At 37.0% G+C, this 25,333-nt stretch carries 25 protein-coding genes; 14 read left to right on the top strand and 11 right to left on the bottom strand.

The features are described 5' to 3' along the window. The first annotated feature begins 10 nt into the window (after positions 1-10). Genes rsmG through FJR47_RS01560 form a run of 3 tightly spaced genes read left to right on the top strand, consistent with a single transcriptional unit; the run spans position 11 to position 1,208 of the window. Positions 11-592 (top strand): 16S rRNA (guanine(527)-N(7))-methyltransferase RsmG, encoded by a 582-nt coding sequence (gene rsmG, locus FJR47_RS01570; RefSeq protein ID WP_152298738.1) that lies wholly within the window; start codon positions 11-13, stop codon positions 590-592. Further along, on the top strand, positions 589-819 hold the full coding sequence (locus tag FJR47_RS01565) for a PP0621 family protein (RefSeq protein ID WP_152298737.1): 231 nt from the start codon (positions 589-591) through the stop codon (positions 817-819). Before rsmG ends, FJR47_RS01565 begins: the two co-directional genes overlap by 4 nt. After that, positions 816-1,208 (top strand): hypothetical protein, encoded by a 393-nt coding sequence (locus FJR47_RS01560; RefSeq protein WP_152298736.1) that lies wholly within the window; start codon positions 816-818, stop codon positions 1,206-1,208. Before FJR47_RS01565 ends, FJR47_RS01560 begins: the two co-directional genes overlap by 4 nt. Positions 1,209-1,223: 15 nt before the next feature. Here FJR47_RS01560 and FJR47_RS01555 read toward each other — a convergent pair whose 3' ends face one another. After that, positions 1,224-2,243, bottom strand: coding sequence for an alanine racemase (locus tag FJR47_RS01555; protein WP_152298735.1), 1,020 nt, complete (start codon positions 2,241-2,243; stop codon positions 1,224-1,226). A 16-nt stretch (positions 2,244-2,259) separates the two neighbouring features. Here FJR47_RS01555 and FJR47_RS01550 point away from each other — a divergent pair, with 16 nt between their 5' ends. The 5 genes from FJR47_RS01550 (at position 2,260) to FJR47_RS01530 (ending at position 9,304) form a co-directional block, all read left to right on the top strand. Next, positions 2,260-3,258, top strand: a complete 999-nt coding sequence (locus FJR47_RS01550; protein WP_152298734.1) for an agmatine deiminase family protein — start codon at positions 2,260-2,262, stop codon at positions 3,256-3,258. Positions 3,259-3,464: 206 nt separating this feature from the next. Beyond that, positions 3,465-5,441, top strand: coding sequence for a TonB-dependent receptor (locus FJR47_RS01545; RefSeq protein ID WP_152298733.1), 1,977 nt, complete (start codon positions 3,465-3,467; stop codon positions 5,439-5,441). Between the two features lie 77 nt (positions 5,442-5,518). Further along, entirely contained in the window at positions 5,519-6,580 is a 1,062-nt protein-coding gene (ispG, locus tag FJR47_RS01540) for a flavodoxin-dependent (E)-4-hydroxy-3-methylbut-2-enyl-diphosphate synthase (protein WP_152298732.1), read from the top strand. Next, positions 6,580-8,031, top strand: a complete 1,452-nt coding sequence (locus FJR47_RS01535) for a replicative DNA helicase (protein ID WP_152298731.1) — start codon at positions 6,580-6,582, stop codon at positions 8,029-8,031. The genes ispG and FJR47_RS01535 overlap by 1 nt, the downstream gene beginning before the upstream one ends. 10 nt (positions 8,032-8,041) lie before the next feature. Beyond that, positions 8,042-9,304: a ComEC/Rec2 family competence protein gene (locus FJR47_RS01530; protein ID WP_152298730.1), complete on the top strand. Its 1,263-nt coding sequence runs from the start codon at positions 8,042-8,044 to the stop codon at positions 9,302-9,304. Here FJR47_RS01530 and FJR47_RS01525 read toward each other — a convergent pair. Genes FJR47_RS01525 through FJR47_RS01515 form a run of 3 tightly spaced genes read right to left on the bottom strand, consistent with a single transcriptional unit; the run spans position 9,212 to position 12,277 of the window. Further along, positions 9,212-10,084, bottom strand: coding sequence for a YihY/virulence factor BrkB family protein (locus tag FJR47_RS01525; protein ID WP_152298729.1), 873 nt, complete (start codon positions 10,082-10,084; stop codon positions 9,212-9,214). The two genes, FJR47_RS01530 and FJR47_RS01525, sit on opposite strands and share 93 nt — an antisense overlap. 6 nt (positions 10,085-10,090) lie before the next feature. Next, positions 10,091-11,476, bottom strand: a complete 1,386-nt coding sequence (locus FJR47_RS01520) for an FAD-linked oxidase C-terminal domain-containing protein (RefSeq protein WP_152298728.1) — start codon at positions 11,474-11,476, stop codon at positions 10,091-10,093. A 3-nt stretch (positions 11,477-11,479) separates the two neighbouring features. After that, positions 11,480-12,277, bottom strand: coding sequence for a plasminogen-binding N-terminal domain-containing protein (locus FJR47_RS01515; protein ID WP_152298727.1), 798 nt, complete (start codon positions 12,275-12,277; stop codon positions 11,480-11,482). A 115-nt stretch (positions 12,278-12,392) separates the two neighbouring features. Between FJR47_RS01515 and FJR47_RS01510 the strand changes: the two genes are divergently transcribed. Together FJR47_RS01510 and FJR47_RS01505 are read left to right on the top strand one after the other, a co-directional pair. Further along, positions 12,393-13,601: a peptidoglycan DD-metalloendopeptidase family protein gene (locus tag FJR47_RS01510; RefSeq protein WP_152298726.1), complete on the top strand. Its 1,209-nt coding sequence runs from the start codon at positions 12,393-12,395 to the stop codon at positions 13,599-13,601. Continuing rightward, a complete protein-coding gene (locus tag FJR47_RS01505; RefSeq protein WP_152298725.1) occupies positions 13,570-14,136 on the top strand; it encodes an NUDIX domain-containing protein in 567 nt (188 codons plus the stop codon). Before FJR47_RS01510 ends, FJR47_RS01505 begins: the two co-directional genes overlap by 32 nt. Before the next feature lie 15 nt (positions 14,137-14,151). Here FJR47_RS01505 and FJR47_RS01500 read toward each other — a convergent pair whose 3' ends face one another. From FJR47_RS01500 to FJR47_RS09695, 3 genes are all read right to left on the bottom strand, one after another. Next, positions 14,152-16,011, bottom strand: coding sequence for a primosomal protein N' (locus FJR47_RS01500; protein WP_152298724.1), 1,860 nt, complete (start codon positions 16,009-16,011; stop codon positions 14,152-14,154). 42 nt (positions 16,012-16,053) lie between these two features. Beyond that, on the bottom strand, positions 16,054-16,503 hold the full coding sequence (locus FJR47_RS01495) for a type II secretion system protein (RefSeq protein WP_152298723.1): 450 nt from the start codon (positions 16,501-16,503) through the stop codon (positions 16,054-16,056). 106 nt (positions 16,504-16,609) lie between these two features. Continuing rightward, positions 16,610-17,068, bottom strand: a complete 459-nt coding sequence (locus FJR47_RS09695; protein ID WP_188093734.1) for a type II secretion system protein — start codon at positions 17,066-17,068, stop codon at positions 16,610-16,612. Between the two features lie 206 nt (positions 17,069-17,274). Here FJR47_RS09695 and FJR47_RS01485 point away from each other — a divergent pair, with 206 nt between their 5' ends. Continuing rightward, a complete protein-coding gene (locus tag FJR47_RS01485; RefSeq protein WP_152298722.1) occupies positions 17,275-19,035 on the top strand; it encodes a peptidoglycan D,D-transpeptidase FtsI family protein in 1,761 nt (586 codons plus the stop codon). Here FJR47_RS01485 and panC read toward each other — a convergent pair. Next, positions 19,012-19,833, bottom strand: a complete 822-nt coding sequence (gene panC / locus FJR47_RS01480) for a pantoate--beta-alanine ligase (RefSeq protein WP_152298721.1) — start codon at positions 19,831-19,833, stop codon at positions 19,012-19,014. The two genes, FJR47_RS01485 and panC, sit on opposite strands and share 24 nt — an antisense overlap. Positions 19,834-19,884: 51 nt before the next feature. On the opposite strand from panC, the gene prfB reads away from it, so the two are divergent. Together prfB and FJR47_RS01470 are read left to right on the top strand one after the other, a co-directional pair. Beyond that, positions 19,885-20,985: a peptide chain release factor 2 gene (gene prfB / locus FJR47_RS01475; protein ID WP_152298720.1), complete on the top strand. Its 1,101-nt coding sequence runs from the start codon at positions 19,885-19,887 to the stop codon at positions 20,983-20,985. A 9-nt stretch (positions 20,986-20,994) separates the two neighbouring features. Continuing rightward, positions 20,995-21,708, top strand: coding sequence for an arginyltransferase (locus FJR47_RS01470; protein ID WP_152298719.1), 714 nt, complete (start codon positions 20,995-20,997; stop codon positions 21,706-21,708). On the opposite strand, the gene FJR47_RS01465 is transcribed toward FJR47_RS01470, so the two are convergent. Further along, entirely contained in the window at positions 21,705-22,370 is a 666-nt protein-coding gene (locus FJR47_RS01465) for a hypothetical protein (RefSeq protein ID WP_152298718.1), read from the bottom strand. The genes FJR47_RS01470 and FJR47_RS01465 overlap by 4 nt on opposite strands. A 53-nt stretch (positions 22,371-22,423) precedes the next feature. Between FJR47_RS01465 and FJR47_RS01460 the strand changes: the two genes are divergently transcribed. After that, on the top strand, positions 22,424-22,654 hold the full coding sequence (locus FJR47_RS01460) for a hypothetical protein (RefSeq protein ID WP_152298717.1): 231 nt from the start codon (positions 22,424-22,426) through the stop codon (positions 22,652-22,654). Between the two features lie 24 nt (positions 22,655-22,678). Here the strand turns inward: FJR47_RS01460 and FJR47_RS01455 are convergent, their stop codons facing one another. Both FJR47_RS01455 and FJR47_RS01450 read right to left on the bottom strand, forming a co-directional pair. Further along, a complete protein-coding gene (locus FJR47_RS01455; RefSeq protein WP_152298716.1) occupies positions 22,679-24,706 on the bottom strand; it encodes a TonB-dependent receptor plug domain-containing protein in 2,028 nt (675 codons plus the stop codon). 164 nt (positions 24,707-24,870) lie between these two features. Beyond that, positions 24,871-25,290: a DUF1104 domain-containing protein gene (locus tag FJR47_RS01450; RefSeq protein ID WP_152298715.1), complete on the bottom strand. Its 420-nt coding sequence runs from the start codon at positions 25,288-25,290 to the stop codon at positions 24,871-24,873. Between the last annotated feature and the right edge of the window lie 43 nt (positions 25,291-25,333).

Raw genomic sequence — 25,333 nt, 5'->3', positions numbered from 1 at the left:
GGATATATACTTGAACTTAAAAACTGAGCTTCTTGAAGAGAAGTTAAAGCTGCCTGATGATTTTTTTCATAATATTCAAAAATATAAAGAGCATCTTTTTAAATGGAATAAAATCCACAATTTAACAGGTGCAAAAGATGAAAAAACCGTAGATGAATTTATTTACGATGCTGTTTTCCCTATAAGCTTTCTGCCAAAATGTAAAAATCTTTTAGATATCGGTACAGGTGCGGGATTTCCAGGTCTAATTTTAGCAATGGGGCTTCCTGAGACACAGGTAACACTTGTTGAGCCGATTGCAAAAAGGGCAAGCTTTTTACAGTTTATAAAAGCTGATTTAGAGCTGGATAATGTAAAAGTTGTAAAAATGCGCGTTGAAGAGATGCAGAGCGAAATTTTTGAGCTTGTTACATCCAGAGCCGTAACTGAAACAGATATGCTTTTAAAATTAAGCGAAAATTTTAGAGACAAGCACTCAAAACTTCTTTTTTATAAGGGAGAGAGAGTTTACGATGAAGTTACACCGGGATTGAAACACAAAGTTATAAAAACTAAAAATAGACACTATTTGCTTATTGGAGAAGATATATGATACTAAAAATTTTATTGGTAGCGGGTGTTATTGCTATTATCTATTTTATGTTTATAAAGAAAAAGCCGGCTGTACAAAACTCCAACAAAGAGAAAAAGAGAGATGAGATTGATAGTAGCGACATGGTAGAGTGCTCTACATGTGGCATCTACTGTGAAATTGATGATGCAATTTTGAGCAATGGAAAGTATTACTGTTCAAAAGAGTGCATAGAGAAAGCAAAATGATATTTTTCGGTCATAGATTTTTAAAAAATGAAAATTTTTATCATGTGTCTGATATTGCCTCCATATCAAACACTCCGCCATCTTCAACCCTCTTTATAGAGTTTAATGAAAAAAATCTAGATATCATAAATCATGCGATTTCAAACTCTGTTAAAGTTGCTTTGTATGTAAAAAACATTACAGAGATTTTATATGCTTCATCTCTGGGCGCATCATATATTATTGTTGATAAAAAGCTTGCCAAGAGTGCGCAAAACTTAGCAGAGAACTATCTTTTTGATGCAAAGATTTTGACTCTTATCGAAGAGGAGAATGAAATAGAAGAGCTCGCGATTCTGGGTATTGACGGCGTTATTTTTTCAGCTGCAGTTGTAAAAATAAGCTCTTAATTTTACAAAAAGCTGCTATAGCACCTCTCTTTTAATAGAGGGTTTTAGAGATGCTAAAAGTTCATAACTTATAGTTTTGGCATACTTTGACGCAACTCTGGCATCGTCAAAAACCAAAATAGTCTTCTCATTGCTTAAAAATGAGCTGTTATCCATAGAGATTCTGCCGAGGAGTTCTATACCCTGTGGAGTTTTATAACCATTTTCTGCACAAACTCTTAAAAATCCGTCACCGTAACCAACATCATAGTTACCAACAACACACTCTTTTACAATCTCTCCGTCACCGCCGTAACCGACTCTATCACCCCTGTTTAACTTTCTTGATGAGATTTTTTTTGCAAAAAGAGACAAAATAGGCTTAAAGCCCTCAACATGAAGAGCTTTTGGAAGTTCCATACATCCATAAGCAGCAATGCCCACTCTTGCCATATCTTCATCAAAATCCGATTCCCTAAAGAGTGCGGCAGAGTTTGATGAGTGAAACCGAAGTGCATCAAAACCAAACTCTTTTGCCAATAAGGCAGCTTTTTGCTTTGCTATTTTAAAATTCTCTTTTTGCCAAAACCATTCGCTTGTAAGCTCATCCGCACTTCTGTGATGTGTAAAGAGAGCCTCCAAAAAAAGTTTTGCCTCTTTGATTTTTAAAAATGCACTCTCTATCTCATCTATAGCTATGCCGTTTCGGTGCATTCCCGAATCAATTTTCAACTCCACTTTCGTACCTTGAGGAAACTTCTCTATGCTGTTTATATCATTGATTGTATATCTTACTTTATCACTTTTAAAAGTTGGTATTTCGCCTAAAACCAAGATATAATCAAAAAACCTCTCTACACTTTGTGCCTCTTTGCATGAACAAACAACTGCTTTTTTGATACCATACTCTTGTGCCATGGAAGCTGTCTCCAAAATGCCATGCCCATATGCGTTGTCTTTTAAAACAAGAGCAATTTTATCTACACTTTTGGTACGATTTGCAATAATGTCGAGATTATTAAAAAAATTGTTTTTATTTAAAGTTATGTAAGCCATAAAGGAATTATATCAGATGAGACGACTAATTGCAGAGTTTGAAGAGCAGAGTTTTACACAAATAATATTTCCACATGCAAAGAGTGATTGGGCAGAGTATCTGGAGGAAGCTCAGAATACTTTTATAAATATCATCAATGCAATTATCAAGTATCAAAAATGTCTTGTGGTTTGCGATAATATAGAGAGTGTAAAAAAAAGATTTTCTCCCAATGCAAACCTCTACTTTACAGAGTATGAAACAAATGACACATGGGCAAGAGACTGCTCTGCTCTTTGTGTTCAAGACGGCTCAGACATAAAACTTCTTGACTTTACCTTTACAGGCTGGGGCGGCAAATTTGAAGCTTCTAAAGACAATGCGATGACTCAGAGTTTAAAAGAGTGCTACGATAAAGAGGTCGTAAAGGCAGATCTGATTTTAGAGGGCGGCGGCGTTGAGAGTAACGGAGTTGATACTATCCTTACGACATCTGAGTGCATGTTAAATAAAAACAGAAATGCAGCTCTCTCAAAAGAGCTGATGACGCAAAAACTTCAAAAGCTGTTTGGAATGAGCAAAATTTTATATCTTAACCATGGCTATCTGGCAGGGGATGATACCGATTCACACATTGATACTTTGGCAAGATTTGTAGATGAAAAAACGATTATGTATGTTAAATGTGAAGATAAGAGCGATGAACATTTCAAAGAGTTAAAACTTATGGAAGATGAGCTAAAAGCGTACGCTCGTGAGTATAATTTTAAACTTATCGCACTTCCAATGAGCGATGCTTGTTATTTTGAGGGGGAGAGACTGCCGGCTACTTATGCAAACTTTCTATTTGTAAACCGCGCTGTTTTAGTTCCGATTTACGGAGTGAAACAGGATGCAGAAGCACTAGAAATTTTTAAAAAAACTTTTCCGACAAAAGAGATAGTCGGAGTTGACTGCTTCACTCTTATAAAACAGCATGGCTCACTTCACTGTGTTACTATGAACTTCGCTAGCGGAGTTACTCTGGCTTGCTGACGAGCTCTCTTGATTTAAAATAGCAAAGCCGCTATACATTAAATAAGCCGAAAGGCTTAAACCTAAAATTATTAAAATAACTCTTTTTATCTTTTCTATTTTACTCATAATGCAATTTTATCATATTATTTTCTCTTTGACTTAACACTATTTTAACACTTTAATTATACAATGGAGTAATTTAGAAAATAAAGGTAGGTTATAACATGTATAAAAAAATAATTCCATTATCATTAACTGTTGTTGCTGTTTTAAATGCAAGTGAGATACAACTCCCTAAAATCAGTATAGAATCAACAACAATAACAGAGGTTAGCCAGGAAGCTCAACTATCTGCTGATTTAGCACAAGCGCTAAGTTCAAGTGTACCAAGCATCGATATGAACCGTCGTAGCGGAATCGCGAACGATATATACATCCGCGGTCAAAAAAGAGACAATATCTCTGTTGATGTTGACGGCACAAAAATTTTTGGTGCATGTCCAAACAGAATGGACCCACCGACATCTCATATCGTAACAAGTCAGATTGAGGATATTGAGGTTATTGAAGGGCCTTATGATGTTGAAAACTTTGGAACACTTAGCGGCGGACTTAAAATAACAACAAAAGAGCCTACAAAAGATTTAAGCGGTGAGGTTACATTTGGTGTTGGAAGCTGGAACTACAGAAAAGTAGGCGCTACTGTTAGCGGCGGAAATGACTTTATCAGAGTTTTAATAAGCGGGTCAAGCGAATCAAGCGATCAGTATGAAGATGGTGACGGAAATACTTTGGCAGAACAAACAAACTTAAAAGCTACTACGCCTTTTAAGTACCAAAGTCAATATGAAGATATGGAAGCGTATAAGAAAAAATCTCTTATGGCAAAAGCATATATAACTGTTACTGATGATCAGGAACTCCGTTTAAGCATGACAAACAATAGAAGTGATGATGTACTCTATCCAAACTCTAAAATGGATGCTGCATATGACTACTCAAATATCTACAGTATAGCTTACGATGTACAAAACATCAGCGATATTTACAAAAATCTCAATCTAAAATACTACTACTCAGATGTTGACCATCCTATGGATACAAGATACAGAAATACAGCTGCTACTAATGGCTGGTACAGAACAAACCACTTAAAAACAACTATGCAGGGGCTAAAACTAAAAAACAGCTTCGATGTATATGGATACAATCTTCTATTTGGACTTGATGGAAGCAGAAGAACATGGGAAGGGAAGTATTACAATACTACTGTGGCAACTGGAGCTGTTATTCCAGCATCAATTTCAACTAGTTTAACACATACTGAAACTGAAAATATGGCTGCTTTTGCAAAAGTTGAAAAAACATTCGGTGATTTTGATATTGAAGCCGGTGCAAGACTTGATGATACGGAGATTACACCTGATGATGTGTCAAAAAGAAAAAGAGACTATGATGCAATTAGTGCAAATCTACTCACTACATATAACCTCAATGAAACAAATAAAATCTTCTTAGGTGTTGGTCAGGCAAGTCGTGTTCCGGATCCAAGAGAGCTTTATCTTGTAAGTCCTTCAGGAAATGAAGACTTAGAGCAAACAACAAACACAGAAGTAGATTTAGGATATGAGCTAAATAACAATATGATGAACTTTAAAGTCAAAGCATTCTACTCTATGTTGGAAGACTATATCTATTTTAATAAAACTGCAAACACTTTCAATAATATCGATGCAACTGTATATGGAGCAGAGTTAAGCACATCCATCTATGCTACAGATGCACTTACTGTTGATATGAAAGCATCATATAAAGTCGGTGAAAAAGATGATGTGGCACCTGGTGCAGATGAGGACTTGGCAGATATCGCACCTCTAAGAGGAGATATTGCTCTAAACTATGAGTATATGACAAACTCTGTAGCTACGCTTGAAGTACAAGCTTCTGACAAATGGGATGATTTTGATGCAGACAGCGGCGAGCAAGAGCTTGATTCATGGGCGATTGTAAACCTAAAGGTAAAACATGCAGTAAACAAAAACTTTGATTTTACACTGGGCGTAAACAATCTTTTTGATGAAACATATGCTCTCTCAAACACATATGCAGATTTAATTCTTCTTACTACTGGCTCAACAGATACAATGCTTCTTAACGAACCTGGAAGATATATCTACACAAACCTCACTTTTAAATTTTAACCCTTTCTTATTTTCACATGTAACTTACATGTGAAAATAAAGCACCTTTTTAGTCCAAACAAGATAAAATCTCTTTTATGATAAAAAGATATCCAACCAAAAAAATATATGTCGGCAGTGTAGCAGTAGGCGGTGATGCACCTATCTCTGTGCAGTCAATGACATTTTCAAAAACTTCTGATGTTACATCTACGGTTGAGCAGATAAAACGCTTGCACTTTGCAGGGTGTGATATCGTTCGTGTGGCAGTTCCGCAAATGGAAGATGCTCTTGCGCTTAAATCCATCAAAGAGCAGATTTCGCTTCCGCTTGTAGCAGATATTCACTTTAACCATCGTCTTGCCCTTGTAGCAGCGGAAGTTGTAGAGTGTATCCGTATAAATCCTGGCAATATCGGCTCCAAAGAGCGTGTAAAAGAGGTGGTAAAAGCGTGTCAGGCGCGCAATATTCCTATCCGCATAGGCGTAAACTCGGGAAGTTTGGAAAAAGAGTTTTTAAACAGATACGGACAGACTGCAGAGGCAATGGTGGCTTCAGCTGAGTACAACATAAAATATCTTGAAGATTTAGGATTTAATGAGATCAAAATCTCTCTTAAAGCAAGCGATGTTGAGAGAACGGTTGATGCATACAGAATGCTCCGCCCAAAAAACAACTACCCGTTTCATCTTGGAGTCACAGAAGCCGGAACGCTTTTTCATGCAACCGTTAAAAGTGCTATCGGACTTGGTTCACTTCTGCTTGATGGCATCGGCGATACCATGAGAGTAAGTATCACAGGAGAGCTTGAAGAGGAGATCAAAGTTGCGCGTGCCATTTTAAAAGACAGCGGAGCAGCAAAAGATGGCTTAAATATCATCTCATGCCCGACATGCGGACGCATAGAAGCGGATCTGGTAAGCGCCGTCGGTGAGATAGAGGAAAGAACTGCACACATCAAAGCGCCTTTAAATGTTTCTGTAATGGGATGTGTCGTTAATGCCATAGGCGAAGCTGCGCATGCCGATGTAGCTATTGCTTACGGTAAAGGCAAAGGGCTTATTATGGTAAAAGGCGAAGTGGTTGCAAACCTTGATGAGAGCGAACTTGTGGACAGATTTGTAGCCGAAGTAGAAAAAATGGCAAGTGAATTTCAGTAATGCAGGAAAATTTATATAATTTAGCTTTTGAGCGAAGCATCTTAAGTTCAATAGTTTTTGAACCAAGCCAGTTTGATGAGCTTAGCGTCGTGTTAAAAAAGGATGATTTTTATCTTCCCGCACACCAAGATATATTTGGCGTTATGCTGCTTCTTTTACAAAAAGATCAACCAATAGATGAAGAGTTTATAAAAAAAGAGCTTATCAGAATAAAAAAATTTGACGAAAGCGTTATGCTTGAGATTCTCTCAGCTAACCCCATCTCAAACACAAAAGCCTATGTGGATGAGATAAAAGACAAATCGCTAAAACGCCATCTTTTAACGCTTACAACAGAAATCAAAAGAGTCACAGTAGAAGAGGAACTACCAAGTGCCGAGGTTATAGACATAGTTGAGAAGAAGCTATATGAAATAACACGGGACAATCAAACAAATGACTTCAAAGACTCCCCAAAAATAACCTTTGACACTATGGAGTATATAAAAGAGATGAAAGCTCGCGGCAACAATGTCTTAGTCGGCGTTGATACCGGATTTCATGAACTTAACAAAATGACAACAGGCTTTGGAAAAGGGGACTTGGTTATCGTGGCGGCTAGGCCAGCGATGGGAAAAACTTCTTTTATACTAAACACTGTAAACAGCCTTATTACAAAGGGAAAAGGTGTCGCGTTTTTTTCACTTGAGATGCCTGCAGAACAGCTTATGCTGCGTCTTTTATCCATTCAAACATCCATTCCTCTTCAAAAGCTTCGTGTAGGAGATATGAGTGATGATCAGTGGAGTTCGCTCAACGGTGCCATAGACAAAATGAACAATGCAAAACTTTTTGTAGATGATCAAGGAAGCATAAACATAAACCAGCTCCGCTCAAAACTGCGAAAACTCAAAAATCAGCATCCCGAGATAGAGATAGCGGTCATCGACTACCTCCAGATTATGCAGGGTATTGGAAATCAGGATAGACACCTTCAAGTCTCAGATATCTCCCGCGGACTCAAAATGCTCGCCAGAGAGTTAAATATGCCGATTGTTGCGCTCTCTCAGCTAAACCGCGGACTTGAATCCAGAAACGATAAAAGACCGATGCTTAGCGACATCCGTGAATCTGGCTCGATTGAACAAGATGCCGATATTATCCTCTTTGTATACCGCGACGATGTCTATCTTTACAAAGAAGAAAAAGAGCGAGAAAAAGCTGCTAAAGCCGAAGGAAAAGAGTTTACTCCAACTTATATTGAAAAAGAGGAAGAGGACGCTGAAATCATTATTGGCAAGCAGAGAAATGGTCCGACTGGACATGTAAAACTGGTTTTTCAGAAAAAACTCACCCGTTTTGTTGATTCTCCTGGTTATGCAAAAGCTATAGAAACCGTTTATGAAAATGTAGATACCCGCTCTGCAAATATTGATGTCGGAAACGATACTATTTCAATGCCGCCGCTTTAAAGTGTTCTAAATGATAGAAAGAGTCTCGCTTTTTAACAAGAAAAGAGACTTTTTCATCTTCTTCCTAATCTCTTTTGCCATTTTTCTTTTTTCACTTCTGCTAGAATATAAAAACTATAAAGAGTTTACTATATTTGACTCAGCGCTTGTAAAAGCGACTGTTTTAAAACAATACCTCAAAGCAAAAAACGGCAGAACCTATCAAGTGTTAAAACTTAAAAACGAAGATGGTCTTACTTTTTATACAACTGCCAAAAAATCGCTTCATAATATAAAAAACAACGAAATAGAGCTTGAAATATGGCCAAAGGATTTAAATTTCTACAAATACCTTACGACATTTTACGCTCCTAGTAAAATTATAAAGATAGAAAATAAAAAGAGTATAAAACAGAAACTAAACGCACACATCTCCTCTTCACATAAAGATGCAAATATTGCAAATATCTATCATGCTCTCTATACTGCAACCCCTTTGGAGTGGGAGCTGCAAAAAACATTCTCTTATCTTGGTGTTTCGCATCTGCTGGCTATCAGCGGTTTTCATCTTGGGGTATTGAGCGCTCTGCTCTTTTTTTTCATCCGTCCTGTTTATGCTTTTGCTCAAGATAGATTTTTTCCATATACAAATGCAAAACGAGATATCTTTTTTATTACAGCCATACTGCTTTTTGCATATATGCTCTTTTTAGATTCGCCGCCCTCGCTTATCCGTGCTTTTGGGATGCTTTTGGCAGGGTTTATTCTTTATGACAGAGGGATTAAAATAGTTTCGATGCAGACGCTGTTTTTAACACTTTTACTACTTTTGGCTTTTTTCCCGCGTCTCTGTTTTTCTCTTGGTTTTTGGCTCTCAGCAAGCGGAGTTTTTTATATATTTCTCTTTTTAATTCACTTTAAAAATTTAAACAAAATATGGCAATTTATACTTCTGCCCCTCTGGGTCTATCTATTAATGCTGCCTTTTTCACTAGCCATCTTTGGAAACTTCAGTCTCTATCATCCGCTCTCAATCCTCTGGACAATACTTTTTACGCTCTTTTATCCGCTGAGTATCCTGCTTCATATAGTTGGTTTTGGAGATTTTTTTGACCCTGCGCTTATTTGGCTTTTAAAACTAAACAAAGAGGGTATTTTAATAAAACTGGATCTATTTTTGTTTTTATCTTATCTTGCTATCTCAGTTGGAGCTATATTCTACAGAATTCTCATCTGGTTTTTGCTGCTGTTTTGCTGCACTCTTTTCATATACTCTATGTATCATGTAGCATAGTTTCAAACCGTAAACAAACACTATCCACGAAACATAAATCCACAAAAACAGAAACATAACAATAGAAAACGAGCCATATATTGTTGCATATGATTTGTTATAAAAAACATAATAGATAAAACTGTTTTTTGCAATACTAAAAACAGCAGAGGTGATAAATGAGCTGATAAGAGCAGCTTTTACATTCACTTTTGTATTTGCAACAATTTGAAATATTAGAAAAAATAGCGCCCAAATAATAACATAAGGAACATAAGGAAGAATATTTATATCAGATATATACTCCGTGCTTGCCATCAAAGAGGCGACATAGCCGGTTATATAAAATGAAGCTCCAAGTCCGATAGGAGTCAGCGTCAAAAGCGTCCAAAATGTTGTAACGCTATCCCAAAAACCTCTTTTTTTTGCATGAAAAATCTTATTTGCAATATACTCAAAATTTTGAAAAAAGAGAAGCGATGAGATGATAACTATAACAAAACTTATCATACTCATCTCAACAGAATTTTCTAAAAAAGAGTTGATATGGCTCATCAGAGTTTCAGAATTTACAGGCATCAGATTTGAAAATATAAACTCCTCAATCTTTTCATAATGCTCCGAAAAACTTGGCAATGAAGTAAATAGAGTAAGAACTATCAAAAGAAGAGGAATAAGTGTAAAAATAGTGTAAAAACTAAGACTTGCCGCATAAAAAGTAAGATCTTTATCTACAAAAATTGTTGCAAAAAACTTTATATGTCGATAAAGTCTGCTTATCTTACTTTTTATAGTTGGCATTTTATTTTATTTCAACCCCATTTTAAAAGGATTTAAAATATTGTTTGGATCAAACGCCATCTTAATTGATTTAAAAAGAGCCATCTCTTCAGGAGTAAACGCCATTTTCATATAAGGCGCTTTTGCAAGACCTATGCCATGTTCACCGCTGAGCGTTCCGCCCAAGTCTATTGTTGCTTGAAAAACCTCTTCTATGGCTTTATAGGCAATCTCAACCTGTTTAGGATCACTTCCATCAACCATAACATTAGTATGTACATTTCCATCTCCAGTATGCCCGAAACATGGGATTTTAACATCATATTTATCTGCTATTGCATAAAATTTCTCTAACAGTTCAGGCAATGCAGAGCGTGGAACCGTTACATCCTCATTTAATTTTTTGCTTCCATAAACACTAAGCGCAGGGGAAGCGTTGCGTCTTGCAAACCAAATATCTGAAGCCTCTTTTTTATCCTGTGCTATCTTAAACTTATAGCAACCGTTGGCTTTAAATACCTTCTCGATTTGAGAGAGTTGAAAATCAAGATCCTCTTCTAAGTTTCCATCCACATCCGTTATAAGAAGTGCGCCTGCATCAACAGGAAGACCTTTGCTAAAAGTGCGCTCAACCGCACGGATAGTCAAGTTGTCTAAAAACTCCATTGCAACCGGAGTAATCCCGCTTGCCATAGTTTTATATACCGCATTCATGGCATCATGAACACTCTCAAAGACACCCATAGCAGTTTTTGTAAGTTTTGGTTTTGGGATAAGTCTTAGAGTGATCTCTGTTAAAACTGCCAGTGTTCCCTCGCTGGCTATTAAAATACCGCTGATGTTATATCCGGCAACATCTTTAATAGTTCTCTTTCCGGCTTTGATAATATCGCCGTTTGGCAAAACAGCACGCGTCGCCATTACATAATCTTTTGTGATTCCATACTTTGCAGCACGCATTCCACCAGCATTTTCGCTTACATTTCCACCTATACTTGAGTAGTCCTGACTTGCAGGGTCTGGGGGATAGAAGAGTCCCACCTCTTCAACTGCTCGCTGAAGATCCATATTGATAACACCCGGCTGCACTACGGCTACCATGTTTTTCATATCAATCTCTAAGATTTTATTCATATGTTTTTCCATAGCCAGCACAATTCCGCCGCTGCTTGGAAGTGCCCCGCCGGTAAATCCGCTTCCGGCACCACGGGGAACTATAACGATTTTATGCTCATTGCAGTACTTTAAAATCTTGCTTATATCCTCTTCATCTCTTGGAAAAACCACTGCATCTGGCTCAAAATGCTCTCTTGTCGCATCATATGAATAAGCTATTAGGTGCGCTTTATCGCTGTATATATTTTCAGAACCGACTATATCGGTAAAATAGTTTAAGTGTCTGCTCTCTATCATCTTCTACCCTTTTATATCAAAATCTTCAAGTAAATTCTCTAATTTTTTATCACCGTTTTTGATGATATCGTAAAGTTCTCTACTATCTGGATTTGCTTCTATTATAAGTTTATAGTAATGTGGCTCATATGCATCAAGCTCTTCGCTTCCCTCTCCCCACCATGCAGCATCTATCTCCGGTACTCTTGTGTAAAAAGGCAGATTTACCTCACTATCTTCCAACTCGGCATCTGTAATAGCTAGGATTTTAAAACTTTTTGCATCAAGCGTATAGACTTTTTTATCAAGATATATAAAAACCAAACCCACAGAAGTGCTGGAGCTCATCTCGCTAAAATCGCTTCTAAGAGGCGTTGGATGTCCGTTAAAAGATAAAATCGTAGCAAAAATATCAGGATGCACCCACTGCAATTTTGAATTTTTTGTCACTCTGTAATATATCTCTTCATTTGGAGCTATCAAAAGACCTCTTGTATATCCAAAAGCCAAAATAACACTGTCTCCGACTTTAACGCTCCATTTGCCATCAGGCAGAGCGCTGTTGCTAAATCCGTTAAATTCGCTTATGGCTACTTTTGCAATTTTGTTCTTCTCATCAAAACTGCTCACCGTCGCATTTTTCAAAATGGCTGTATGCCCTTTGTCTATTTCATGAACCACAAAACCGCTCACTCCGACATCAATACTTTCAATATTTATCGAAACTTCAGTTTCATCTTCATTTACAGCTACAATTGGAGATTTTAAAACAACTCCAAAAAGCTCCAAGGTTATAATAATAAGGAGAAAAATATACTTCATTTCATTCACTTTATAAAAAATATAGTGCGATTATAGCAAACAAATCTCATACTAAGGCAAATTTTGTTAGAGTTTTAAGATTATTTTGAAAATTTTATGTTTACGGTTAATTATAATGATACGATTCTTACTACTTTTTTTATTTACTACATATCTGTTTGCGTCCCAAGTTGAAAGCTTTCGCTGGAGTGAAGGCAAAACATATTTAATGTTTTTAGAAGAAAAAAATCTTCCTTTAAAACCTCTCTACTACAACCTCGACAAAGATGAGCAGCAGCTTACGGAAGAGATTATATCCGGCGTTACTTATGAAATGTCAAAAGATAAAAATGGGGAAATTTCGCAGATTTTCATACCCCTAAATGATGAACTGCAGATTCACATATATAAACGCAATCAAGAGTACTTTTTCGAAACCATTCCTATTATAAGCGATACAAGAACAGAAGCTTTTACTCTTAAAATAGAGCACTCGCCATACTTGGATATTGTTAAAGAGACAGGTTCGGCAAAACTTGCCCAAATTTTTGTTACAAGCTTTAAACACTCGCTCAACTTTAAAAGAGATCTTAGAAAGGGTGATACGCTCGCTATGATATATGAGCAGAAATATCGTCTTGGCAAACCGTTTTCTATGCCGACACTCAAAGCGGCTATGATAGAGATGAGAGGTAAAAAGCACTATATCTATCTAAATGAAGATGGCAGATACTACAACGAGGACGCAAAAGAGATAGAGGGATTTTTACTTGCAAATCCGGTAAGAGGAGCCAGAATATCATCAAGATTTACAAAAAGAAGATTTCACCCTATCTTAAAAAAATATCGTGCGCATTTAGGTGTTGACTATGCAGCTTCACGCGGTACGCCTATCGCAGCAGCGGGAGACGGCAGAGTTGTTTTTATGGGAACTACCAGAGGTTACGGCAAAGTGATAAAGATACGACACAGCGATGGTTATCTCACTCTTTATGCGCATCAAAAATCTTTTAGAAAAGGCATAAGAAACGGCTCTTTCGTTAAAAAAGGACAAATTATAGGGTATGTAGGAAGTACAGGTCTCTCAACCGGTCCCCATCTACACTTTGGACTCTACAAAAATGGCAGAGCTATCGATCCTCTCAGGGTTGTTCAGGTAGCTACAAAAAAGCTAAAAGGTGCACAAAAATCTGCATTTTTAAAACTAAAATCGGAGTATGACTCAAGCATAAGTATGCATATAGCAAATGAAACAAGATATGCAAAAGCTTCGACAACTGAGACGGTTTGCTACTTCTACAACGGAGAAAATTGTGTACAAGATAAACTCAATCCAGCCTCTTAAAGAGTCAAACTTTATAAAACCCATACTTATCAACTATACATATAAGTCCATTCAGAGAAAATGGGAAGCCGTTGCAACTCATGACAGCGTTGCAGTGCTTCTTTGGCATAGAGACAAAAATGCTTTTGTTCTTGTAAAACAGCTCCGTGCAACAGTGCTTAACAAAAACCCCGATAACGGAATGATGTATGAACTTTGTGCGGGAATCATAGACAAAGACAAAGAGAATGCGCAAATAGCCAAAGAGGAGATTTTAGAAGAGTGCGGCTATGACATTCCTGTGCAAAATCTGAAAAAAATCAGCTCTTTTTACACAAGCGTGGGAATATCCGGAACACATCAAACCATCTACTATGCAGAGTGCGATGACTCTATGAAAGTAAATGAGGGGGGAGGTTTGGATGATGAGGATATAGAAGTTGTCTATATTCCTCTTCAAAAAGCAAGAGAATTTATGTTTGATGAGAACTATCAAAAAACAACCGGTGTTTTAATGTCGTTTTACTGGTTTTTTGACACTCAACACTCTCTTTAAAAAAACTTTTATTTTTTAACCAAACTCAATAGGGTCCATATCTACCTCAGCCAAATCAACCCTGCATATAGAGACCGCTTTTATGATATCGGTGCTTTTGTCTGCTCGCAGCAGTATCTCAAACCTATACTTATCAGCCACTCTCTCAATGGCACATTTTCCAAATCCAACCACCTCTACGGCTGATTGTTTTTGCAGACATAAGAGCATCTGATTCATAGAGTCTGCTGCTTTTATACCATTTTTATGCGAAAACAAAATACGGCAAAGTTTTTTATAGGGAGGATAGAGCTCTTTACGGTACTCCTTTTCATCCTCTAAAAATTCATCATATCTATCTATGTATGCTTTGAAAAATTCTTCATTAAAGGTTTGAACCAAAACTTTGGCACTCTCTTTTCTGCCGCTTCTTCCTGCTACCTGTATAAGGGAGGAGAGGGCCTTTTCTCTGGCCCTGTAGTCACTCATACCCAGCATATTGTCAAGCCCCAATACCACCGCCAAAGTAACTCCATGATAATCATGTCCTTTGCTTATCATCTGCGTTCCGACAAGTATATCTATCTCTTTGTCGTTAAATCTTTTAAGCGCCGATTTTAATTTTTTTGCAGTTGTTATCGCATCTCTGTCAAACTGTTCAACGACTGAGTGCTCAAACTCATTTTGCAGCTCTTTTGCAGCTTCGGCGGTTCCAAGTCTTGAACTGACAAGATTTGGGCTTCCGCACTCTGAGCAGCTCTGCGGAATCGCCTGAGTAAAGTTGCAGTAGTGGCACTTAAGCGCTCTTGTTTTTTGATGAACACTCATGCCAACACTGCAAAAAACACACTTATAGATGTGTCCGCAGTCCGCACAGATAAGATACTTAAAATTTGCGCGTGTCGGAAGAAACAGGATGCTCTGCTCTTTTTTTTCTAAACTCTCTTTTAGACTATTTAAAATCAAAGGAGATAGAGTCTCGACGCTTTTCTCATAAACAAACTCTTTTTTAGAACTAAAATAACCGCCTCTAAGCCTAATATGAGGGAATTTTACATAGGTTGTAAGGCTTGGCGTGGCACTTCCCAAAACAACATTTACGCCGTAGAGTTTTCCCATATATATAGCTATATCTCTTGCATTGTAACGGGGTCTGGACGATGACTTATAGCTCTCATCATGCTCTTCATCTACCACGATAAGCCCGATATCTTTTATGGGCAAAAAGAGAGCCGAACGCGGACCTGCCACTATCTTTGCACTTCCCTCATAAATCTTTGCAAGTGCTTTTTTCTTTTGTAAAGGGGTCAGCTTTGAGTGCCACATAACAACCGCATCTCCAAAATGCTTATGGAGTCTCTGGCTCATCTGAGGAGTAAGAGAGATCTCCGGCATAAGAAATATGGAGCACTTATTTTGCTCTATAATCTCTTCAAAGTATTTCATATATATCTCTGTTTTTCCGCTGCCTGTATCGCCAAAGAGGAGTGCCGTTTTATGCTTTTTTAAAAACTCCAGCGCTTCGTTTTGCTTGGCTGAGAGAGTTATTTGAGGCAACAGAGTGCTTTCACCCATCTCGTTGCCATTTTCCGCTTGCGAGTGCATACCAGACTCATAGGGCAGCATAACTCCAAGCGCTTCGCCAAGTGAGCAAAAATAGTAAGTGGAGATAAACCGGGCAAGTTCTAGCTGTTTTGATGTATAGATGGAGCCGCAAATCTCTAAGATTTCGCTTGTTTTAAATGAGGGCTCATCAGAAGTCGAAACCGCCACCCCGAAAACCTCTCTGTTTCTCATCTTCACTTTTACTTTTGTGCCGATATCTATGGCACTTTCGCTTTGATAGGTAAAAGGCTCAAGGGGAGAGCTAAGAAGTGCTATATCGTAGTAGTGCAAAATTTTTTAGGTAGTCCTATTCTTTAGAAAAATAAAAATCAGCTAGTCAACAAGTTTTGAACACATAGCGCCTGTTGTTGCATGAGCTGTATCACATACGAATTTTCCATCAGCAGGAGTATATGTAAAAGGAACAGAAGTTTCTCCAATTTTGTATGTATAGTTTGGATCTGTTCCGCTCCAGTGCCCGGAGCCGCTTCCTGCTTTTATGCCGTACATCAGAAGAGTTCTGTTGCTGTCTGTATCGCCTGTAAAAAGAGTGGTGGTGTCTGAACTTAGTTTTGGTATATAACTGTTTTCGCCTTTGATAAGCTGTGTCTGTCTCTCACTCACTATGGCGGAGCGGATGGTAGCTACATCAGCGCGCCCTTTTGTTATCTCTGCATCTGTCCTTGTAGCCGCGAGTCTTGGAAAAGCCACAGAAGCCAAAATGCCCAGAACAACGATAACAAAAATAAGCTCTATCATAGTAAAAGCGCGAGAAAATTTCATAAAAAACCCTCAGTATTAATTTTAAAATTATTTAAAAATAACTTGAAAATTATTACTCTATATATGTGTTCCCAAGCAAAAGCTTGGGAATAAAAAAACTAACTAATTAACGAACAACATTAATACCACTAACAGGTATACTTTTATTTTGATCAACTGTATCAAAGCCTAAAATTTCATTAATTCCTATACATATAGGATTGGTTACTTCTTCTGCAGTTGTTGTTACTAGTCCACTAGTAGAGTCATACACAATTGATGTACACTCTGTATCTTGATCTGCATTATTATAAATTGATGCTGTATCTGCAACACTAAAATCAATTTCTGGAGAACGCACATTTGTCACTTCATACCATTGTGCTTCAGTTGAAATATTTAAATCACCTTGTGAAGTATAATGAGCAACTAAATCAGTAACAATTGTATTAGCATTTGCCGCCAATGTTGAGATTTTCGCATCATCTCTCGTCGCAGCAAGTCTCGGGATAGCAACAGCCGCTAAAATACCTAATATAACGATAACAAAGATCAATTCGATCATAGTAAAACCAGCTCTTTTCATAAGAACTCCTTTTTGTTGTATAAATTGGGTTACACCAATAACCTTGCTGTGATTATGAAGCACTTATGATTAATCTCTGCTTAATATCATCAAAAAGAGGCAATATCTTTTAAGTTGCTGTTGCGTTAGCGCTTCTTGTGTAAATTTCTCTTTTTTGCAAGAAGTTTAATGTTATAATCTTTTTAAAAATCAAGATATATAACATAATGAACAATCAAAACAAAAGCAAAAAAATATTTATTCTCTACTCTCTGATTGTGGTTGGTTTTATCATATTTTTAGGCGTGATGCTTCTTACAACCCTAAAATCCCGCGATTTGCCCTCTCTCTATACAAAAGAGAGTTCAAAAGCAATAAGAGGCTCCATCATCAGTGCCGATGATTTTCATATAGCGACCACGATAAAACTCTACAAAGCCGTTGTAAACACGCACTATATCGACCCAAAAAAAAAGGAGCTTTTTGTTGAGCTCTTTAGCATCTACTCAGGCATCGACGCCAAAGAGATTAAAAAGAGGCTTGCCAAAAGAGATGGTGTGGTGGTACTAAGCTACAACATCCCTCAAAAACAGGCGCAGTATCTTAAACAGCTCTCATATGAGCTTTTAAGACTAAATGTTTTTATAGAGAGAAAAAATCCTCTTACAGGCAAAACAACGCTTCACGGTCTAAGCGTCGTTGAGAGCGGAGAGAGCAGAGAGTATCCCTACGATAAACTTTTAACGCCCATCATCGGCTATCCTCACAAATATGAAGATGAGGGGTATACCTATGTAAAAGGGGTAAAAGGGCTGGAAAAAAAGTTTGAAAACGAACTTCAAGCAAAACAGGATGAGCTAAGCCAGGGTCCAAGGGATGTAAACGGTTATATTATATTAAACGGGGAGAGTTTTACAAAACCGGAGATCAACGGTCTGGATATAAAGCTCTTTATTCCGGTGGCTCTGCAAATACGAATTGAAAGAATGCTCGAAGAGATGAGAGAAGAGCTAAGAGCCCAGCATATTATAGCTGCCGTTATGGATTCAAAAAGCGGCGATGTTCTTACTATGGCAAGCTCCAACAGATATCTGCCAAAATCGATAAAAAGAAGCGACTACCCATCTCTTAACAGCGGCATGATAGAGTACAGTTTTGAGCCGGGAAGCGTTATAAAACCCATCACATTTTCTCTTCTTTTGGATAAGGGGCTTGTAAATCCATATGATTTGGTAAACGGCCATAACGGACGCTATAAAATAGGCAGAAAGATTATAACTGATGAGCATAAATTTGACTGGCTAAGTGCTGAAAATGTTATAGTGCACTCATCAAACATAGGTATAGCACAGCTTGCTCAAAAACTCTCAGGAGCAGAGTTTTATCAGGGGCTTATAGATTTTGGTTTTGCATCAAAATCCACTCCGGATCTTGTTTATGAAAAAGTCGGCTCTGTTCCGCATATTTTGCAGCTAGAAAATGAGATCTATAAAGCAACATGTTCTTACGGTTATGGTATGCACGCAAATCTGATGCAGCTTATACGCGCCTATAGCGCTTTTAACAACAACGGAAGAATTATTACGCCAAAAATAGTAAAGTGTTTTATAGACAAGGGCAAAAAAGAGATTCCAATTCCCTATGCAGAGCAGATTCAGGTTATAAAAAGCACAACCGCGCAAAGAATGAAAAAAATATTGATAAAAACAGTAAACGAGGGAACCGGTACAAAAACAAAAACAGATGGTTTGGAGATTGGTGGCAAAACGGGAACGGCGCATATAGTCGAGGGCAAAAAGTATGTAAACGAGTACAACACTGCTTTTGTAGGCTTTGCAAATGACAAAAAGAGCAAATACATTATAGGCGTTATTGTTATAAGACCTAAAAAGAGCCAGTTTGCATCCCAAACAGCCGTACCCGTTTTTAAAAAGACGGTTGATATTTTAGTCGAAGAGGATTATTTAAAGCCAGATATTGTCGAGTAGTCTCGTCGTTCCCACTTTTACCTCAACCAAAATCACTGTATTTCCTATCTCTACATGTGAAATTTGGTTAAATTCACGGTCCAGTATCTCCACATAAAAAATCTCCAGAGGAGCCAACACCTCTCTCATTTTTGATGTTATCTCTTTTGAGTCAAGCACTCCTTTAGAGACCATTGCACTTGCAGTGCGAAGAGAAGATGGTATCTTAAGCGCTTCTTCTCTGTGCGACGGAGTCAAATAGGCATTTCTGCTGCTTAGTGCCAGCCCATCTTTTTCACGAACTGTATCAACGGGAACTATCTCTACATCCATAAAGAGCTGTTTTACCATCAGCGATATAAGATTTAACTGCTGCGCATCCTTTTTACCAAAGTATGCTCTTGTCGGATTTACTATGTTTAACAACTTCATTACAACAGTTAAAACACCGTTAAAATGAGACGGCCGGCTAAAACCTTCCAAAACATAGCCTCTGACTTTTGGCGCAAGAAGAGCTACCTCATCTTCGCCATACATAACATCGGCACTTGGCAGAAAAAGAATATCGACACCGCTTAGCTCGCATATCTTTTTATCAGCTTCATCTTTTTTTGGATATTTATCCAAATCTTCATCTTTTAAAAACTGTGTAGGATTTAAAAACACCGAGACGACAACAAACTCATTTTGCTCTTTTGCCTTTTTTATAAGAGAGATGTGTCCCTCATGCAAAGCACCCATTGTAGGAATAAAACCTACTGTTTTATGCACCTCTTTTAGCTGCTCTTTTAACTCTAAGGGACTAGAAATAATCTTCATTTTAAGCCTCAATTTAATATAATCGCAATTATACACTATTGGATCGGTTTTATGGATAATTATGAATATACAGAACTTTTAAAAAATCTTTCAAAAAAGATGAATAACATTAGCGGTGTCGTTGAGCCGGACAAACTCCAAGCGCGTTTAGATGAAATAGCGGAGTTGGAAAATTCGCAGGATTTTTGGAATGATGCTGCATATGCGGCAAAGATTCAAAAAGAGAAAACACAGTGCGAAAGAAAACTTCAAAAGCATGCTGTTGCAAAAGATGCTCTCGAAGATGCCAAAGAACTATACGACATGGCTAAAGATGAAAACGACGAAGATGCCATTGCCGAGTGTTTTGAGGGAGCCCAAAAGCTTGAAAAGCTTATACGAGCCATGGAGATTGAGGTTCTTTTAAGCGAAGAGATGGACGCCAACAATGCCATTCTTTCCATTCATCCAGGTGCAGGCGGTACAGAGTCACAGGACTGGGCTTCAATGCTTCTTCGCATGTATAAAAGATTTGCTGAGAGACGGGGATGGAGTATTGAGGTACTCGATTATCAGGCGGGCGATGAAGCGGGCATAAAAGATGTCTCACTGCTTATAAAGGGTGAAAATGCCTATGGATATCTAAAAGTTGAAAACGGCATCCACCGGCTTGTTCGCATCTCGCCTTTTGACTCCAACGCTAAAAGACATACATCATTCAGCTCTGTAATGGTTTCCCCGGAAGTAGATGAGAATATCAATATAGAGATAGAAGACAAAGATATCCGCGTTGATACATACCGCTCAAGCGGCGCCGGCGGACAGCATGTAAATAAGACGGAGTCAGCCATCAGAATCACCCATATAGCAACAGGTGTGGTTGTTCAGTGCCAAAACGACAGAAGCCAGCATAAAAACAGAGCGACTGCCATGAAAATGCTTAAATCAAGACTCTATGAGCTGGAGCTCGAAGCGCAAAAAGCACAAAGTGATGGTATTGCAAAAAGTGAAATAGGCTGGGGACATCAAATCCGCTCTTATGTTATGCAGCCCTATCAGCAGGTGAAAGACACAAGAAGCAATCAAGCATACTCAAATGTAAGCGCAATACTTGACGGTGATATTGATAAAATGATTGAAGATGTGCTTATTTCTCAAAACAAAATTTCTTAATAAAAAAGCATGGATATACTAAAAGAGTTTAGAGCAAGTGACAAATGCTCTTATCTGCCGGGTAAAAATCAGACAACGCACTATAAAATAATCAGTGAGTGCTCTGCTGCTGACTGCCAGGAGCTTATAGAGCGCGGTTACAGAAGATTTGGCAAAATGTATTTTAGACCCATCTGCCCCGCATGCGATGAGTGCAAAAGCATAAAAATAGATGTAGATAATTTTGAATTTTCAGCATCGCAAAGAAGAGTTTTAAAAAAAGCCTCAAATATCAAAAGCTATATTCAAAGACCCTCCATCAGCAAAAAGCATCTGGAACTTTTTGAAAAGTATCATCTTTTTATGAAAGAGAAAAAGGGATGGGACTATACTCCCGTAAGTGCTCAAAATTACTACAACTCTTTTGTGGATGGGCATAATAGTTTTGGATATGAAGTTTTGTACTATTTGGACGATACGCTTATCGGGGTAGATTTAATTGATATTTTAGATGATGGAGTATCTTCCATATACTTTTACTATGACCCCGACTATATGAAATACTCACTCGGTAAACTCTCTATGTACAATCAGATAACTTTCGCAAAAAGATCTCAAAAAAAGTGGATATATCTGGGCTACTATGTCAAAGAGTGCCCCTCTCTTTCCTATAAATCTCACTATAAGCCATACCTGACACTTGATGGAAGACCTGCTATATATGAGCAGCCTTTATGGTTTTAGTGATTTATCAGCTCTTTTTTCTGATATTGGCGAATCTCTCTCTTTTTTTGGAGAAGCTCTTCTTCAAGCATCTCTTCCCTCTCCTGCTCTTTTTCTTTATCTCTTTTTTTAATATGTTCTATTCTTTGTGAAGCTTTATCCTGTTTTTTAACAGATTTTTTCAAATCTGCCTTACTCTTTTGCTTTGAGCGCTCACTCTCTACAAGCATCTTTAATTCACCGGATAAAACTATCTCATTTTTGTTTAAATCATAATAGTCTAAAATCTTTTTTTTATACTTTTTTGTATCAATCATGCCGGAGTTGACTAACTCTGTAAAGAGTTCATGATTATTTTGCTTCATAGACTCTTTAAACTTTTTTTGAGAAATTCTGGCAAAATAGCTGTCTTGTTTAGACAACTCTCTTAATTTCCTTAGATATTCGCGCTTATCTACACTACTATCTCCGGACTCAATAGCAAAACCATCTTTTTTTGTTTTTTCAACCTCTTTTATATGCGTAGCTATCTTATCTTCAAACTCTGAAAACTCTTTTATCTCTTTTAATTTTTCTATTGAGGGCGCATTATCATAGATGCCGTCTCCAAGAGAGGAGTATACACGAGGATTTTGAGCAAGCAAAAGTGTTGCAAAAAGAGATATAATTATCATTTTTTTCATAATTTCACCTTTATTGTTTTTATTTTTTTAATTATACTAGATATAATTGTAAAATGATTAAAAAAATAAAAATTGAACTAATTTACTTTACAGTGATACTTTTGGTTTTAGCTGTTTTGCAGCATTCGGATTTGTTGCACTCTCCTATTGAGAGAGTTGATGCAATGGTAGAGCAGGGAAACTATCTTCATCCTTTGCTTTGGGCATTTGCAGTTTATGCAGTCATAGGTCTTATAAGATTGATAGTAAAATATGTGCTTTATCTTAAAAATAAAGCAAAATAGCAACTCTAGCATGCTTAGCGCACGCTAGAATTTATATTTGGCACCTATATAATAGTTTGATTTTTGTATATACCCTAGCTGTTCGGGTATTTTTTTATCAAACACATTGTCGATGCCGGCAAAGAGGTCTATGTTTTTAAAACTATCTTTTTGCATTACCTTTATATTTGTTATGCTGTAACCTCCGACTTCTCCGTCTATATCTATCTGTTCTCCTGTATATTTTGTAACACTTCTTAATTCAAGTTTTGGCATAGGAAAGTAACTGATTGTCATGCTTGCAAGCTCCTCAGGAATCCCAATCAAGGCAGTATCGTCTGTTTTGTTTTTTGCATCTATATAGCTGTAATAAAATTTTACAATCAGTTCATCTACCGGATAAAATGCAATATTAGTCTCAACCCCTTTTATCTCGCTCTCACTTATATTTTTATAACTCGTTGTAGTAGCATCTAGTATAACCTTGCTTATTCTATTATCTATTTTAGTATCAAAAACAGAGACTTCAAAATCATATACATCTCCTTTATTGCTTATCCCAATCTCTATAGTTTCACTTGTTTCCGGTGTCAAATCCCAACTCTGTGTTTTTGATCCTTCTATAATCATAGAACCTAAAAGATTTTTTCCTGCAGCTGTTGTAGTGTTTGTATACAGCTCTTCATCAGTGGCACTTTTAAAGCCTTCAGAGTAGTTTGCTTTAACTTTTGTGTTTTCATATATATCATAAACAGCGCCAAAACTAAGAGAAGTTTCGCTTTTTGCTTCAGAGTCTTTATCATATCTGGCACCATATACAAGATTTAATCTCTTAATCGGTCTATACTCGTGTTGCAAAAAAATTCCTGAATATGTTCTGTCATCTATGCTATATCCGGTTGCATCTCTATTTACAACTCTATACTCTCCTCCGATTAATACTCTATTATCCTGTGAAAATTCATATGTGCTTAAGAAATCATGATTAACATATCTTGTGGTAGAATCATCTATACCAGATACTGAATCCTCTTTTGAATCATACCCCAGCTCTTCCCAAAAATTTGTGTATATTTTTTTGTCTTTTTCATATTTTGAATATGAAAGACTATACATAAACTCTAAAGCATCCGAAGGAGTATATGTAAATCCTGAGCTTGCAGTAACTCTTCTATTTTCATCATACTGCTCTGCAGAGAGGTTGTTTACTACGATTTTATCATAGTTTGTTGTATATAGTGCACTTATAAAATTGCCCTCTATATTCTCTTTGAGATAACTCATATCTATATCTATCTTAAAATGATCACTAAATCTATGTGTCATCCCTCCGCTTATACTTTTAGTCTCCATCTCATCTTCATAATCCTCTTGAAAATCATATGTATCATTTAAGTTATCTAAATTTGTTGAAGTTTTTAGTGAAGCCGGGAGAGTAGACGGCGAGTATGAATTACTTCCCTGTTTAATAATTACATCTGTTGTTTTGTCTTTTGAATAGGTGTCTCTTTTTATATAGCTTGAAAAGAGTCTAAATGAGGTATTTTCTTTTTTACCAAATATATTTATATCTGCACTATTTTTGTTTTTTGCATGTGTAACCTGTATATCTCCGGCAAAATCATCATCACTTTTTTTAGTAATGATATTTATGATTCCCCCCATAGAATCACTTCCGTAAAGCAAACCGGAGCTCCCCTTGACTATCTCTATTCTCTCTACCATGCTAGCGGGAATTCTTCCTGCATCTGTAAAAGTCCCGTTTATTCTTTTTCCATCTATCAGATAAAGTGTATCATCTGGATTCATCCCTCGTATACTAACCTGCTGCTCATTTGCACCAGACGCTTTTGTAGCAACTTCTCCACTGCCTGTTAATATATCGGAGATATTTGTTGCCCCGCTGTTTTCAATTTCATCTTGCGTAATTACCGTTACCTGCATCGGCAAATCAGCTAATGTACTTTTTGTTTTAGTACTAGAAACAACAATTTCATTTAAATCATATGCTTCATTTGCATATAGCATAGAAGACAAAAATAAAATAAATATAAATTTTATTTTAATATTCAATTTAACCCCTTTTTATAATAAAAATTTAATTATTATTGCAAAGAAGTATTAATTTAGTGTGGAATTGATAAAATAAATTGTTTATTGTGAAAATATTTTGTATAAAGATGACATTCTGCTGCAATACCATCTATATGTAACTATTTTACAATGATTTTATTTATTTACTTATCACTTAAATGAATCATCTCTTCTGCACTCATTGCAGACAACTCTTCTGTTGACATTGCAAACAATTTTGTTTTAAATGCAAATTTTTCTTCCATACTCAAAGAATCCATTTTTGACATTAATGCATCTTTCTTCTCTGGAGCAAGAGACTTCATTTTCATTTCAAATTCTTCAATCTTTTTCGGTGTGGTAGAGAATACAGACGCTTTAAATGCCAACATCTCTGCTTTTTCTTTTTCTCTTTGCTCAGGTGATAATGATTGCATTTTAGCTTTTATTGCTGCTTTAAATGCTTCTTTATCTTCAGGTGCGACACCCCCTCTTTGGTTTTTCAACTCTTGCAACGACATACTAGAGTAATCAACTGCGAATAGATTCGCTATTAACAAAACGCTTATAATAATATTTCTCATAGGAGACTCCTTTTTTTATTATTATAAACACTCAATGTGAATT

Source organism: Sulfurimonas xiamenensis, assembly GCF_009258045.1.
In the GTDB taxonomy this organism is placed as follows: domain Bacteria; phylum Campylobacterota; class Campylobacteria; order Campylobacterales; family Sulfurimonadaceae; genus Sulfurimonas; species Sulfurimonas xiamenensis.
Note: the sequence above shows the minus strand (reverse complement) of the source record. Positions and strands in the feature narration are given on the sequence as shown.